The organism is Pseudomonas sp. AU12215 (assembly GCF_001675465.2).
Taxonomy (GTDB): Bacteria; Pseudomonadota; Gammaproteobacteria; order Pseudomonadales; family Pseudomonadaceae; genus Pseudomonas; species Pseudomonas nitroreducens.
This window is the reverse complement of the sequence record NZ_MACM02000187.1, coordinates 16,010-29,006: the sequence shown is the minus strand read 5'-3', so window position 1 is coordinate 29,006 and position 12,997 is coordinate 16,010. Positions and strand designations below refer to the sequence as shown.

Annotated in this window: 13 protein-coding genes and 1 pseudogene; 2 read left to right on the top strand and 12 right to left on the bottom strand. The window is 65.1% G+C overall.

Going from position 1 to position 12,997, the window contains the following annotated elements; genetic code table 11:
• From A9513_RS35935 to A9513_RS33300, 3 genes and pseudogenes are all read right to left on the bottom strand, one after another.
• Nucleotides 1-94 (bottom strand): annotated as a pseudogene (locus tag A9513_RS35935) (catechol 1,2-dioxygenase); the annotation flags it as partial.
• A 47-nt stretch (nt 95-141) separates the two neighbouring features.
• Nucleotides 142-432: a muconolactone Delta-isomerase gene (gene catC / locus A9513_RS33305; RefSeq protein WP_015477003.1), complete on the bottom strand. Its 291-nt coding sequence runs from the start codon at nt 430-432 to the stop codon at nt 142-144.
• A 42-nt stretch (nt 433-474) separates the two neighbouring features.
• Nucleotides 475-1,596 (bottom strand): muconate cycloisomerase family protein, encoded by a 1,122-nt coding sequence (locus A9513_RS33300; protein ID WP_065086578.1) that lies wholly within the window; start codon nt 1,594-1,596, stop codon nt 475-477.
• A gap of 148 nt (nt 1,597-1,744) precedes the next feature.
• Here A9513_RS33300 and A9513_RS33295 point away from each other — a divergent pair, with 148 nt between their 5' ends.
• The gene (locus tag A9513_RS33295; protein ID WP_065086577.1) at nt 1,745-2,617 is read left to right on the top strand and encodes a LysR family transcriptional regulator; all 873 of its coding nucleotides are present in this window, start codon (nt 1,745-1,747) and stop codon (nt 2,615-2,617) included.
• Between the two features lie 18 nt (nt 2,618-2,635).
• Here A9513_RS33295 and A9513_RS33290 read toward each other — a convergent pair whose 3' ends face one another.
• The 6 genes from A9513_RS33290 to A9513_RS33265 all read right to left on the bottom strand — a co-directional run bounded on the left by A9513_RS33290 (nt 2,636) and on the right by A9513_RS33265 (nt 9,369).
• Nucleotides 2,636-3,409, bottom strand: coding sequence for a 1,6-dihydroxycyclohexa-2,4-diene-1-carboxylate dehydrogenase (locus tag A9513_RS33290; protein WP_065086576.1), 774 nt, complete (start codon nt 3,407-3,409; stop codon nt 2,636-2,638).
• Between the two features lie 144 nt (nt 3,410-3,553).
• The gene (benC, locus tag A9513_RS33285) at nt 3,554-4,567 is read right to left on the bottom strand and encodes a benzoate 1,2-dioxygenase electron transfer component BenC (RefSeq protein ID WP_065086575.1); all 1,014 of its coding nucleotides are present in this window, start codon (nt 4,565-4,567) and stop codon (nt 3,554-3,556) included.
• A 78-nt stretch (nt 4,568-4,645) separates the two neighbouring features.
• On the bottom strand, nt 4,646-5,134 hold the full coding sequence (gene benB / locus A9513_RS33280) for a benzoate 1,2-dioxygenase small subunit (RefSeq protein WP_141678569.1): 489 nt from the start codon (nt 5,132-5,134) through the stop codon (nt 4,646-4,648).
• A complete protein-coding gene (benA, locus tag A9513_RS33275) occupies nt 5,131-6,498 on the bottom strand; it encodes a benzoate 1,2-dioxygenase large subunit (RefSeq protein ID WP_065086573.1) in 1,368 nt (455 codons plus the stop codon). The genes benB and benA overlap by 4 nt, the downstream gene beginning before the upstream one ends.
• A 442-nt stretch (nt 6,499-6,940) precedes the next feature.
• Nucleotides 6,941-7,894, bottom strand: a complete 954-nt coding sequence (locus A9513_RS33270) for an AraC family transcriptional regulator (RefSeq protein ID WP_024763342.1) — start codon at nt 7,892-7,894, stop codon at nt 6,941-6,943.
• Nucleotides 7,895-8,019: 125 nt separating this feature from the next.
• Complete coding sequence (locus A9513_RS33265; protein WP_024763341.1) at nt 8,020-9,369, bottom strand: MFS transporter; 1,350 nt, start codon at nt 9,367-9,369, stop codon at nt 8,020-8,022.
• A 311-nt stretch (nt 9,370-9,680) separates the two neighbouring features.
• On the opposite strand from A9513_RS33265, the gene A9513_RS33260 reads away from it, so the two are divergent.
• The gene (locus A9513_RS33260; RefSeq protein WP_065086572.1) at nt 9,681-10,226 is read left to right on the top strand and encodes an RNA 2'-phosphotransferase; all 546 of its coding nucleotides are present in this window, start codon (nt 9,681-9,683) and stop codon (nt 10,224-10,226) included.
• Nucleotides 10,227-10,233: 7 nt separating this feature from the next.
• Here A9513_RS33260 and A9513_RS33255 read toward each other — a convergent pair whose 3' ends face one another.
• The 3 genes from A9513_RS33255 to pcaG all read right to left on the bottom strand — a co-directional run bounded on the left by A9513_RS33255 (nt 10,234) and on the right by pcaG (nt 12,992).
• Nucleotides 10,234-11,073: an IclR family transcriptional regulator gene (locus A9513_RS33255; RefSeq protein ID WP_065086571.1), complete on the bottom strand. Its 840-nt coding sequence runs from the start codon at nt 11,071-11,073 to the stop codon at nt 10,234-10,236.
• Between the two features lie 244 nt (nt 11,074-11,317).
• Nucleotides 11,318-12,397, bottom strand: coding sequence for a cell division protein ZapE (gene zapE / locus A9513_RS33250; RefSeq protein ID WP_065086570.1), 1,080 nt, complete (start codon nt 12,395-12,397; stop codon nt 11,318-11,320).
• Nucleotides 12,387-12,992, bottom strand: coding sequence for a protocatechuate 3,4-dioxygenase subunit alpha (gene pcaG, locus A9513_RS33245; protein ID WP_037015695.1), 606 nt, complete (start codon nt 12,990-12,992; stop codon nt 12,387-12,389). The genes zapE and pcaG overlap by 11 nt, the downstream gene beginning before the upstream one ends.
• Nucleotides 12,993-12,997: the final 5 nt, after the last annotated feature.

Below are 12,997 nucleotides of genomic sequence, written 5' to 3'. Positions count from 1 at the left end.
TCTTCACCCGCGGGTTGCCGGCATCGTTCAGGGCGCCGCTGGCCTCTTCGAAGAAGGTCTGGATATCGGCAGTCTGGGAAATCTTCACGGTCATGGTGCGATCCTCAAGTCTTGTTCTTGTCGAGTCGTACGGAACGAAAATCAGCGGTCGTCGGCATGGATCGAGGACGGATGGCGGCAGAGCCCGTCGACCTCGATGTCCATGTAGGGGAACAGCGGCAGCTGCATCAGGGTGTCGTGCAGTTCCTCGACGCTGGCGAGGTCGAACACGCTGTAGTTGGCGTAGTGCCCGGCGATGCGCCAGAGGTGGCGCCACTTGCCCTCGCGCTGCAGGCGCTGGGCCAGTTCCTTCTCGTCGGCCTTGAGCTGGGCGGCCTTGGCCGGGTCCATGTCGACGGGCAATTTCACGGTCATCTTCACGTGGAACAGCATCGGGTCATCTCCTCTATCGGGCAGTCGGGAACAGGTTGAAAATCAGGTGCGGCGGAAGCGCGCCAGGCGCTCTTCGTCCAGGCTCAGGCCCAGGCCGGGCGTGCGCGGTACGTGCAGCTGGAAGTCGCGGTAAACCGGCGCCTCGTTGACAATCTCCTCGGTTAGCAGCAGCGGGCCGAACAGCTCGGTGGACCAGGTCAGCTTCTCCAGGGTGATGAAGGCGTGGGCCGAGGCCAGGGTGCCGACGGCGCCTTCGAGCATGGTCCCGCCGTACAGCGCGATGCCCGCCGCTTCGGCGATCTGTGCAGTGCGCAGCACGGCGCGCGGGCCACCGTTCTTGGCGATCTTCAGGGCGAAGATGCTGGCGGCGCCGTCGGCGGCGAGACTGAAGGCGTCGGCCACGCTCTCGATGGACTCATCGGCCATGATCGGTGCCGGGCTGCGCTGGTTCAGGCGCACCTGACCGTTGCGGTTGATGCGCGAGATGGGCTGTTCGATGAGGTCGATGCCGTTCTCGCCGAGCACCTGGCAGCCGCGGATGGCCTGGGATTCATCCCAACCCTGGTTGACGTCGACACGTACGCTGGCGCGCTCGCCCAGGGCCTTCTTGATCGCCACCACGTGCTTGAGGTCCTGCTCCAGCGGGTTGGCGCCGATCTTCAGCTTGAAGATGCGATGACGTCGGATGTCGAGCATCTGCTCGGCTTCGGCGATGTCGCGGACGGTGTCGCCGGAGGCCAGAGTCCAGGCCACTTCGAGGCTGTCGCGCACGCGGCCGCCGAGCAACTCGCTGACCGGCAGGCCGAGACGCTTGCCCTGGGCATCGAGCAGCGCGCTCTCGATCCCGGAGCGGGCGAAGGTATTGCCCTTGATCGACTTGTCCAGGCGCTGCATGCAGGCGTTGATGTTGCTGGCGTCCTGGCCCTGGAGCAGCGGCGCGAAGTGCGCGTCGATGTTGGCCTTGATGCTCTCCGGGCTTTCGTTGCCGTAGGCCAGGCCGCCGATGGTGGTGGCTTCGCCGATGCCCTCGACGCCGTCGGAGCAGCGCAGGCGGATGATCACCAGCGTCTGTTGCTGCATGGTGTGCATGGCCAGCTTGTGCGGGCGAATGGTCGGCAGGTCGACGATGATCGACTCGATGCGTTCGATGACGGGGCTACTCATGGACGGCGTTCCGGTCTGGGATTTCTGGATGGGCCGGGACGCACGTCGGCGATACCCGGAAGGTCTTTTCACGTTTGGCAAAGGATTGCGCCGGGGCCTGCAGGCAGTCCAATATCGATGCCGTCTTGTTGCATACCCTGGAGGTATCATGGAGCTGCGACACCTGCGCTACTTCCGCGAAGTGGCCGGCACCCTCAACTTCACCCGCGCCGCCGAGCGCCTGCACATCGCCCAGCCACCGCTGAGCCGGCAGATCCAGCAGCTCGAGGAACTGCTCGGCGTGCCCTTGCTGGAGCGCGGCCGGCCGCTGCGCCTGACCGACGCCGGGCGCTATTTCCACGAGCAGACCGGCACCCTGCTTTCGCAGCTGGAAAGCATCTGCCAGAGCACCCGGCGCATAGGCCAGGGCGAGCGCCAGTGGTTCGGCATCGGCTTTGCGCCCTCGACGCTGTACGACGGTTTGCCCGAGCTGATCCGCGAGCTGCGCGGCGATGCCGGCCTGGAACTGGGGTTGCAGGAAATGACCACGGTGCAGCAGGTCGAGGCGCTGAAAAGCGGGCGTATCGACATCGGCTTCGGGCGCATCCGCATCGACGACCCCGCCATTACCCAGCAGGTATTGCGCGAGGAGCCGATGGTCGCCGTGCTGCCGGCCGGGCATCGCCTGCTTGGCGCGCCGCTGAGCCTGGCGCAACTGGCCGGCGAGGACTTCGTGCTCTACCCCGCCAACCCGCGCCCCAGCTATGCCGACCATGTACTGGCGCTGTTCGCCAACCATGGCCTGAGCGTGCGCGTGACGCAGTGGACCAATGAGCTGCAGACCGCCATCGGCCTGGTCGCCGCCGGCCTGGGCGTGGCGCTGGTGCCGGCGTCGGTGCAACAGCAGCACCGCGCCGACATCGGCTACGCCAGGCTGACCGACGCCGAGGCGGTCTCGCCGATCATTCTCAGCCAGCGCCGCGGCGACGTCAGCACGCCATTGCAACGCTGCCTGCAACTGATCGGCGCGAACCTGCCGTAAGCGGAACATGGCGGCGCCTCAGCCCAGGTCGCCGCCACCCACCGGCAAAGTCACGCCGGTGATGTAGCTGGCTTCGTCCGAGGCGAGGAATAGGATCGCGCCGACCTGTTCGTCGATGGTCCCGTAACGCTTCATCAGGCTGCTGTTCTCGGTCTGGTCGATAATCTGCTGGTACCAGACTTTCTCCTGCTCGCTCTGCTGCGCTGCATTGCGCGGGATGCGCCGGGGCGGCGCCTCGGTGCCGCCGGGTGCGGTGGCATTCACCCGTACGCCGCGCTCGGCGGTCTCGAAGGCCAGGCAGGCGGTCAGCGCATTCACCCCGCCTTTTGCCGCGCCGTAGGGCACGCGGTTCACCCCGCGCGTGGCGATCGAGGACACGTTGACGATGGCACCCGCGCCCTGCTCCAGCATCGGCACCAGCGCCGCGCGGCAGCACCACAGGGTGGGGAACAGCGAGCGGCGCACCTCGGCTTCGATCTCGTCTTCGGCGTAGTGCTCGAAAGGTTTGGCCCAGATGGTGCCGCCGACGTTGTTGACCAGGATATCGAGGCGGCCGAAGCGTTCGAGCGCCTGATCGACCACACCCTGGCAGTCGGCAAAGCGCTCCAGGTCCGCGGTCAGGGTGAGGATTTCTCCGTGCTGGCCGAGGGCGTCCTGCAGTTCGTGGACGATCTCGGAGCGGTCCACCGCGATGACCTTCGCGCCCTCTTCCACCAGCCGCTCGGCGACGCGCCGGCCGATGCCCTGGGCGGCGCCGGTGACGAGGGCAATCTTGTTGTTGAATCTTTTCATGGTGACCTCATGGCACTGGAGCGAGCCGCCCTGTAGGACCGAGGGGGGCGCCTAGCCCTTGCTCGCGAACCAAAGCCCCGCTGCGAAGCTGTTCGCGAGCAAGCTCGCTCCTACGAAGAGCCGCCCCGCGTGGGTTGTCGGGAATCAGGCAGCGCTGGCGGCGAACTTCTCGTAGTAGAAATTCGCCGGGGTGATGCCCTGCTCTCGGATGTACTGGCTGACCGCCTCGACCATCGGTGGCGGGCCGCAGAGGTAGAGGTCCACTTCGCCGTCGTTCAGGTGCGCCGGCTCGATGTGCTGGGTGACGTAGCCCTTGCGCGGGTAGCTGCTCTGCGGGCTGGCGACGCAGGCGCTGAAGGTGAAGTTGGGAATGCGCGCGGCGAAGGCTTCCAGGCGATCCAGCTCCACCAGGTCGACGTCGTGGGTGACGCCGTAGATCAGGTGCAGCGGATAATCGCTGCCACGCTCGGCGATCTGCTCCAGCATCGCGGTGAAGGGCGCCAGGCCCGTACCGCCGGCCAGCAGCAACAGCGGTCGGTTGATCTCGCGCAGGTAGAAGCTGCCCAGCGGGCCGGCCAGGGACAGGGCGTCGCCGGCCTTGGCCAGGCCGGTAAGGAAGCTGCTCATCAGGCCGCCCGGCACATTGCGGATCAGGAAGCTGACCTCACCGTCCTTCTGCAGCGAGCTAAAGGAATAGGCGCGGCTCTGCTCGCTGCCCGGCACCTGCAGGTTGACGTACTGCCCCGGCAGGAAGGCCAGCCTGCTCAGCGACTCGCCCTTGATCGACAGCGCGATGGTGCTTTCGGAGAGCTGGCACACCGCGCTGATGTTCGCTTCGAAACTGGCCTGGGCGGTCTTGCAGACCTGCGATGAAGCCGGTACCCGCACCACGCAATCGCTCTGCGCACGCATCTGGCAGGTGAGCACGTAGCCTTGCGCGGCTTCATCCTCGGTCAGCGCGTCCTCGATGTATTCCTGGCCCAGGTCGTAACGGCCGGCTTCGGCGAAGCACTTGCAGGTGCCGCAGGCGCCGTCGCGGCAATCCAGCGGAATGTTGATGCCCTGGCGGTAGGCCGCATCGGCCACGGTCTCGCTCGGGCTGGCGTCGATGAAGCGGGTAACGCCGTCTTCGAAGTTGAAGGCGATCTTGTGGTTCATGGCGTGCACCTCGATGCCGCGCAGGCGGCGTCGCGCGCGGCAAATCCACGCGCGCGACGCACAGCCCTGACGGCGAAATCAGATGTGGTAGATGTCGATGACTTGCCTGACGTAGTCGTTCTTCAGCACGACCTTTTTCGCCTTCACCAGCGGCCGTTCGCCACGCACGTCGAGCGTGTAGAAGCTGGTGCCGAAGTAGCTGTCGACGGTCTTGTAGCGGAAGCTCAGGGTGTGCCAGTTGAAGCGCACCTGGCACTGCCCATCGGCCTCGCCGAGCACCTCGATGTTGCTCAGGTTGTGCGAGGTGCGCGTGTCCGGCAGGGTCGCGCTGGAGCGCTCGGTCTTGATGCGGAACACGCGGTCTTCCAGACCGCCACGGTTGCCGTACCAGATCAGCGAGATTTCCCGCTGCGGGTCTTCGGTGAGCTGGTCGCGGTCGTCCCAGGAGGGCATCCAGAAGGTGGCATCGGCGGCGTACAACTCCAGCCAGGCATCCCAGTCCTTGTCGTCGAGATAGCGCGCTTCGCGGTAGAGGAAGTCACGCACGAGTTCGTAGCGGCTCATCACACGTCCTCCTCTGTCAGCGCGATGCGATTGACCTGCTCGGCAGCCAGCGCGTCGATCATGGTCTGCTGCCAGTACTGGTGCTGCAGCAGGAACAGGCCCTCGTCCTCAGTGCGCACGCCGGACAGCGCCGGCGCCAGGTCGATTTCCCGCGCTGCGTCGTCGGCGCCTTCGATCCAGTGCTTCGCCCCGCGCGACATGTCGTTCCAGCCACCGGCACTGCCCTGGTAGGCCTGCTGGCAGGAGCGGAATTCCTCCAGGTCGTCCGGTGTGGCCATGCCGCTGACGTTGAAGAAATCCTCGTACTGGCGGATGCGCTGGGCGCGCGCCTCGGCGCTCTCGCCCTTGGGCGCGATGCAATAGATGGTGATCTCGGTGCGGTTGACGTCGATGGGCCGGGCGATGCGGATCTGCGAGCTGAACTGGTCCATCAGGTAGACGTTGGGGTACAGGCAGAGGTTGCGCGAGTTCTCGATCATCCAGTCGGCGCGGGCCTGGCCATGGTCGCGTGCCAGCTCGTCGCGGCGCTCGAAGGCCGGGCGCGCCTCGGGGTTGGCCCAGCGGGTCCAGAGCAGCAGATGGCCGTGGTCGAAGGAGTAGAAACCGCCACCCTGCTTGGCCCAGCCACCGGCGCTCATGGTCTTCACGGCCTCGCCCGCTTCGCGCTGCTGACGCTGGTTCTGGGTGGCGGCGTAGTTCCAGTGCACGGAGCTGACGTGATAGCCGTCGGCACCGTTCTCGGCGGTGAGCTTCCAGTTGCCTTCGTAGATGTAGCTGGAGGAACCGCGCAGGACTTCCAGTCCTTCGGGGGACTGGTCGACGATCATGTCGATGATCTTCGCCGACTCGCCCAGATGCTCCACCAGCGGCTTGACGTCGGCCTTCAGGCTGCCGAAGAGGAAGCCGCGATAGGACTCGAAGCGCGCCACTTTGGTCAGGTCGTGGGAGCCTTCGCAGTTGAAGCCTTCGGGGTAGCCGGCCTCGGCCGGGTCCTTCACCTTGAGCAGCTTGCCGGAATTGTTGAAGGTCCAGCCGTGGAACGGGCAGGTGTAGCTGGAACGGTTGCCGGACTTTTGCCGGCAGAGCATGGCGCCCTTGTGGCTGCAGGCGTTGAGGAAGGCGTTGAGCACGCCGTCCTTGTTGCGCGCGATGAAGACCGACTGGCGACCGATCATGGTGGTCAGGAAGTCGTTCTTCTCGGGGATCTGGCTTTCATGGGCGAGGTAGACCCAGTTGCCTTCGAAGATGTGGGTCATCTCCAGGTCGAACAGGCGCGGGTCGGTGAACATCTCCCGGCGGCAGCGGTAGACGCCCTTCGCGGCGTCTTCCTCAAGCAGTGAACGCAAGTAGTCGATACCCAGGGACATGGCCAGGGCCTCCGTTGTTATTGTTCAGGCAGGCTCAGGTTAGGACTGGGTACGCGGGGGCAATATCCGCTTTGTGCAGAGTGCTATCCGTTTTGTGCAGGCGTGCTGGTGAGCGGATGCCCTTGATTTGTGGCACGGGATTCGCGAGCAAGCTCGCTCCTGCAGGCAGGGGCTGCCTCTGTGTGCTCTTGAGGGCTTCCAGAGCGACTTCCGAGCACTCCGAACGCCCCCGTTCAACGAGGGAATTTTTCGCCTAAGCGAAAAACCGGATGTCCGGGGCAAGACCTTTGGTTACTTTGGGCGGGGCGGCCATCCGTCGTTTGCCAAAGTGACTCGCCCGAGGGGGCGAAACAAAGAGTCGGAGCGCACGCCGATGCGGCGCAGGACGCCTAAACGGCACACCAATCCAATCTTGGAACCAAGGCTAACCAGCAGGAACGGCTCAGGTGCGACGCTTGAAAGTTTCCGAAGGCAACTCGCCAAACTGCTGCCGATACCCCTCGGCAAACCGCCCCAGGTGCAGGAAGCCATAGTCCAGCGCCAGTTCGGTCACGCTGCGGACGTTGCAAGCCGGGTCCGCCAGGCACGAGCGAATACGCTCCAGCTTGAGCCGACGGATGTACTGCCGCGGCGTGGTGCCGGCCTGCCGCTCGAACAGCGCGTACAACGAGCGCAGGCTCATGGAGGCCTGGCGCGCCAGGGCTTCGACATCGATGTCCTCGCGCAGGTGGCCTTCGATGTACGCCTCGATGCGCTCGAAGGAGGCGCTGCCGCCAGCGATAGGCTCGCGGCTGACATTGGTCTTCAGCAGGGTCAGCAGCTTGCTGGCGACGATCTGCTGGTAGTGCTCGTCCACCCGAGCCAGACGTTCGCCAGCTTCGGACTCCTGGCAGACCATCGACAACAGGTTGACGAAGCCTTCCAGTTCGCCCAGCCGGTAGCGATTCTCGGTGAAGCGCACGCCACCGCGCGGTGCGTTCCAGCGCTGCTCGGCACAGATGGCTTCGAGCAGGGTCACCGGAATCTTCAGGATGAATTTCTCGCAGTCGTCCGAGTAGGTCAGGTCGACCGGATCGTCCGGGTTGATCAACAGCAGCTCGCCCGGCGCCAGGTAGCGCTCCTGGCGCTGGCCGCGCCAAAGGCAGTGGCCGCTGAGGAGAATCTGCAGATGGAAGATGCTTTCCAACGCCGGCGAGGTGACGCGCACCGCGCCGCCATAGCTGATACGGCAAAGGTCGAGGCTGGCGAAGCGGCGGTGGTTGAGGCTGGCCTGGGGATGACCGTGCGCCGGCAGGCGCAGGTCGTGGGTGCCCACGTGCTGGTTGACGTAACCGGAAACCGCGTAAGGATCGGCACGCTCGAATACACGGCTGCGCTCGCTCAGCAGGCTTTGCATAGAGGCACTCACAGTTGTTGTTAGTGGCCGCAATCTGCGTTGCGGTGCATCCAGTCTATGCAAGTGCAGCAGGGTCGGCGCGAGGCAGAGATGAATGGCAACACAATCCCTGCCCCGCTCGCTGCTCAGGTAGCGTCGGCGTGGCTCACCAGCCCCTTGACCAGCACCGCCGCCGTGGCGATAGCGGCCGGCACCATCAACGCGGTCAACACCTGCTCGAAGTTCCAGCCCAGGCCCAGCAGGGTCGCGCCGATCCAGGCGCCGAGGATCGCGCCGAAGCGGCCGATGCCGAGCATCCAGGACACGCCCGTGGCGCGTCCCTGGGTCGGGTAGAAGCGCGCGGCGAGAGACGGCATGGCCGACTGCGCGCCGTTCACGCACATGCCGGCAGCCAGCACCAGGGTCGCCAGGAGCGTGACGGTACCCAGGCTCTGCCCGACGAAGTAGGCGAACACGCCCGCCAGGCAATAGAAGATGCCGATGACCTTGTGCGGATTGAAGCGGTCCATGGCCCAGCCCACCGCCACCGAACTGAGCACCCCGCCGAGCTGGAACAGCGCGCCGATGAAGGCGGCCTGCTCCATGCTCGCGCCGGCGTCACGCATCAGCGTCGGCAGCCAGCTGGTGAGCAGGTAGACGATCACCAGGCCCATGAAATAGGTCAACCACAGCAGCAGGGTTCCCGCGCTGTAGGTGCCGGAGAAGATCACCTTGAACACGTTGCGGCTCTGCACCGTCTTCTGTTCCGGCACGCTGAACTCGCGGGCCGTGACCACCTCGGCCGGCGCGATGGGCGCCAGCACGCGCTTGACCTTGTCTGCTCCGCGATTGCGCACCACCAGGAAACGCGCCGACTCCGGCAGCCATACCAGCAGCACCACCGCCAGCAGCAGCGGCAGAACGCCGCCGAGCAACAGCAGGCTGTGCCAGCCGTAGGCCGGGATCAGTTTGGCGGAGACAAAGCCGCCCGAGGCCATGCCGAGATTGAAGCCACAGAACATGCTGGTCACCAGCAGCGACTTGAGGCGCTCGGGGGTGTACTCCGAAAGCAGCGTGGTCGCGTTGGGCATCGCCGCGCCCAGGCCGATCCCGGTCAGCAGGCGCAGCGCCATTAGCTGTTCGAGGTTGCTGCTGTAGGCCGACAGAAGGCTGAACAGTCCGAACAGGAATACCGCCACCACCAGTACGCCCTTGCGCCCGAAACGGTCGGCCAGCGGGCCGGAGCCCAGGGCGCCGAACACCATGCCGATCAACGCGGCGCTCATCACCGGACCGAGGCTGGCGCGGTCAATGCCCCAGTCCTGGGTCAGCGCCGGGGCGATGAAGCCCATGGCGGCGGTATCCAGACCGTCGAGGAAAACGATGAGGAAGCACAGCAGCACGATGCGGCACTGGTACAGCGACAGCGGCTGGGCGTTGATGAAGGACTGGACGTCGAGGGTGCCGGCAGCGGGCACGTGGGCGGAACTGGTCATGCGAAGACTTCCTGCGAAGGCGTCGTCGCGGGAAGGCCGGCTGGATCGCCCTGCACTCCCGCAAGCTGGACAGGAATGAGGCGCGAGCCGGTGGACGCAAGGACCGGCGGATGGGGCAGGCACACAGGGGCCATGGCTGACGCTCATTGTTGTTATTACCCGTCCGACTGGACGGGTAGGAAACATTACGAATTGCCGTAGGACGATTCAATTCGTTAACCGCACCAGTGGGCGGTTAGCGAACGAGATTAAGGAGCCTGCTGCGGCTATGGCTAGAATGCGCCAGCCCGAAAGGAAAATCAGAGGAAGAAATGAACGACAACGAACGGAAATCGATCAGCAAATGGCTGTCGCTAATCCTGCGCCACAGCCCGGAAACTGCTGGGCTGACCCTGGACCAGAAGGGCTGGGTGAGCGTCGACGAACTGCTGGAGCGGTCGGCCGGCAAGGGCCGTCAATTCAGCCGCGACATGCTCGAAGAGGTGGTGGCCACCAACGACAAGCAGCGCTTCACCTTCAGCGACGACGGCCTGCGCATCCGCGCCAATCAGGGCCATTCGGTCAGCATCGATCTGCAGCTGGAAGCCTGCGAGCCGCCGGAAGTGCTCTACCACGGCACTATTCCCGCCTCACTGGCGGCGATCATCCGTGACGGGCTGAAGCCCATGAGCCGCCAGCACGTCCACTTGAGCGCCGACCGCGAGACTGCCGATCGTGTCGGCTCGCGTCGTGGCAAGCCAACCATCCTGGTAGTACGCAGCGGCCAGATGTGGCGCGAAGGCCACCGCTTCTATCGCTCTGCCAATGGCGTCTGGCTGGCGGACGCCGTACCACCAGCGTACCTGGAACAACGCTGAGGAAAACTCAGTGGAACAGCCGCGTGCCCAGCTCGCGGCTGGCCTCAAGCAGCACCGGCAGGAAGCGCGTTTCCAGCTCCTGGCGCGACACGCGCCCGGCGTGGGTGCCGACGTTCAGCGCGGCCAGCACCTGACCGGCGGAATCCTTCAGCGGCACGGCGATGGAGCGCAGCCCGACTTCCAGTTCCTGGTCGATGATCACCCAGCCCTGCTGGCGGATCTCGGCGATGCTCGCGCGCAGCATTTCCGGGGTGTGCACGGTACGGCTGGTTTTCACCTGCAGGTCGGCGTGGGCGAGGTAGTCCTCCAGCGCGTCGTCGTTCAGCCCGGCGAGCAGGATGCGGCCCATGGAGGTGCAGTACGCCGGCAGGCGGCTGCCGACGCTCAGGTCCACCGAAATCAGGCGCTGCGGCGTGGCCGAGCGGGCGATGTAGAGAATCTCGTCGCCTTCGAGCGTGGCCATCGAACAGGCTTCGTGCAGTTGCTCGCTCAAACGGTCGAGGATCGGTTGCGCGGTGACCGCCAGCGGCGTCGAGGACAGGTAGGCGTGCCCCAGGGTCAGCACCTTCGGCAACAGCGAATAGGTGCGGCCGTCGGAGGTGACGTAGCCCAGCTTCATCAGCGTGTGCAGGCAGCGGCGCACGGCAGCGCGGGGAATCTCGGTGCGGTGGCTGATCTGCGCGATGGTCAGGTGCCGTTTGCGCTCCTGGAACGCGTGGATCACCGCCAGGCCACGGGCCAGCGAGGTCATGAAGTTCGGGTCGCTGAAGGCCTCGATGCGCTTGGCGGGCGAAGCGATGATCGGCGGCGCAAGGGGCGGCAGGCTGGCACGGGGGGAGTCGGTCATTGTTGTTGTCCTGGCAGGCGAATGCCGGGCGATTATCGACACGCATGGGCGATTATCGCAACACATTTGGCCGATTATCGAACAGAGGTTATCCATGCTTAGCGAATCTAGCGCATCGCGCCAGGGACAACCTGGGTTCGCGAGCAAGCTCGCTCCTTCAGGAAAACGCCTGCGCGCTCTTCGTAGGGCCAAGGGGATGCCTAGTCCTTGCTCGCGAACAACTCTCGACAGCCCGCGCGACCGCCTACAGCGGCTCCAGCTTCAACTGCCGCAACCGGCTCAGCGTTCGCGAGAAGTCCAGCGCGGCCCCGCCCGCCGCCAACTCGTCCAGCGACACCGTGGCGAACAATTGCAGCCTCAACTGCCGGTCGTAGGCGATATCGATGAAGTTGAGGAAGCGCATGCTCACGTCCGGCGGGTAGTCCGCCAGCGGGCCGAGACCGCTCACCGCCATGCGCGGGAAATGCTCGATCAGCCACAGGTAATCGTTGGCTGAGCGCGGGCGTTCGAACATTTCGCTGAAATCCATCCACGCACAGTGATCGTCGTGGGCATGCACCTTCAGCGGGTGGTGATTGACGCTGAGCACCTCGTCGAACTTCGCGTCCGCCGCCAGCCCCAGTCGGGAACCGACCAGTTCGAGATCATCGGCGCGCGCCGGCCAGAGGAAGCTGCCCCACTCTTCCAGCGACGTACTGTGCTCGCGATAGTCCTGCCCGGCATCCACCGAAATCACGTCGAAGCGCTTTTCGATCAGCTCGATGGCCGGACGGAAGCGCTCGCGGTACAGCGGGTTCGGACAGAGGTTTTCCGGTTCGTAGTTGGACGTACAGACCAGGCCTACGCCTTCGTCCACCAGCACCTTCAGCATCCGCCCCAGGAGCATGGCGTCGCCGATGTCGTGCACGTGGAATTCGTCGAAGCACAGCAGCCTGGTTTCCTCGGCGATGGCGCGGGCCACGCGCACCAGCGGGTCGGACTGCCCGGTGATCGCCAGCATGCGTGATTGCAATTCCTGCAGGAAGGCATGGAAGTGCACGCGGCGCTTGGCCTGGGTCGGCGCGGCGGCGAAGAACTGGTCCATGACGAAGCTCTTGCCGCGCCCCACACCGCCCCACAGGTAGACGCCTGCGACTGGTTTGCGCAGGAAACCGTGACGCCCGGCAAGGAAGTCGTCGAGCCAGGTGGCGAGGTGGTCCACCGCCGTGACCTGCGCTTCGTCAGCGCGATAGCCGCGCTCGTCGAGCGCGGCCGCGAAGTGCCGCCGAACGCGGTCGGCGACCGGTTCGGCGGATGTCTCATGGAGTCGTGTATCAGAAGTCAAAGAACACCGTTTCCGCATTTCCCTGGACGCGGATATCAAACCGGTAAGCGAGCCTCCCGTCCACCTCGCAACGCTTTGCAATGAGGGTTTGCCGACGTTCGGGCTGCTCGATCAGGTTCAGGACCGGGTCCACGGCATTCGCTTGCGCCTCGTCGTCGAAGTACAGGCGCGTCTGCAAATGGAGATTGATACCCCGGGCGAACAGCGAGACGTTGATGTGCGGCGCCATGGGCACACCGGCAGCATTTTTCACCACACCGGGCTTGATGGTCTGCACCTGCCACTCGCCAGCATCGAAGGTCGTTGCCGTGCGTCCGAAGCCATTGAAGGGCTTTTCCAGATCGAAGGCAGTGTCATACACGCCCTCATGATTCGCCTGCCACAACTCGAGGAAGGAATCGCGGATCAGGTGGCCGTTGCCGTCGTACACATGGCCGATCAGCAGGATGTGTTCGCCGGGCGCGCCGGACTTGGCCATCTCGCTCCAGATTTCCTGGTCACGGGCCGGATTACCGGCGGCGGCCAGCGCCAGGCCGATGTGCACGTAGGGGCCGGCGGTCTGCGAGGGGGTTTCCGGCAGCAGTTCGATAGGCATGGTCG

Excerpts from the sequence above, each read along its gene's own strand:
- catC (WP_015477003.1), bottom strand. The coding sequence starts at position 432 with ATGCTGTTCCACGTGAAGATGACCGTGAAATTGCCCGTCGACATGGAC.
- A9513_RS33300 (WP_065086578.1), bottom strand. The coding sequence starts at position 1,596 with ATGAGTAGCCCCGTCATCGAACGCATCGAGTCGATCATCGTCGACCTG.
- A9513_RS33295 (WP_065086577.1), top strand. The coding sequence starts at position 1,745 with ATGGAGCTGCGACACCTGCGCTACTTCCGCGAAGTGGCCGGCACCCTC.
- A9513_RS33290 (WP_065086576.1), bottom strand. The coding sequence starts at position 3,409 with ATGAAAAGATTCAACAACAAGATTGCCCTCGTCACCGGCGCCGCCCAG.
- benC (WP_065086575.1), bottom strand. The coding sequence starts at position 4,567 with ATGAACCACAAGATCGCCTTCAACTTCGAAGACGGCGTTACCCGCTTC.
- benA (WP_065086573.1), bottom strand. The coding sequence starts at position 6,498 with ATGTCCCTGGGTATCGACTACTTGCGTTCACTGCTTGAGGAAGACGCC.
- A9513_RS33270 (WP_024763342.1), bottom strand. The coding sequence starts at position 7,894 with ATGCAAAGCCTGCTGAGCGAGCGCAGCCGTGTATTCGAGCGTGCCGAT.
- A9513_RS33265 (WP_024763341.1), bottom strand. The coding sequence starts at position 9,369 with ATGACCAGTTCCGCCCACGTGCCCGCTGCCGGCACCCTCGACGTCCAG.
- A9513_RS33260 (WP_065086572.1), top strand. The coding sequence starts at position 9,681 with ATGAACGACAACGAACGGAAATCGATCAGCAAATGGCTGTCGCTAATC.
- A9513_RS33255 (WP_065086571.1), bottom strand. The coding sequence starts at position 11,073 with ATGACCGACTCCCCCCGTGCCAGCCTGCCGCCCCTTGCGCCGCCGATC.
- pcaG (WP_037015695.1), bottom strand. The coding sequence starts at position 12,992 with ATGCCTATCGAACTGCTGCCGGAAACCCCCTCGCAGACCGCCGGCCCC.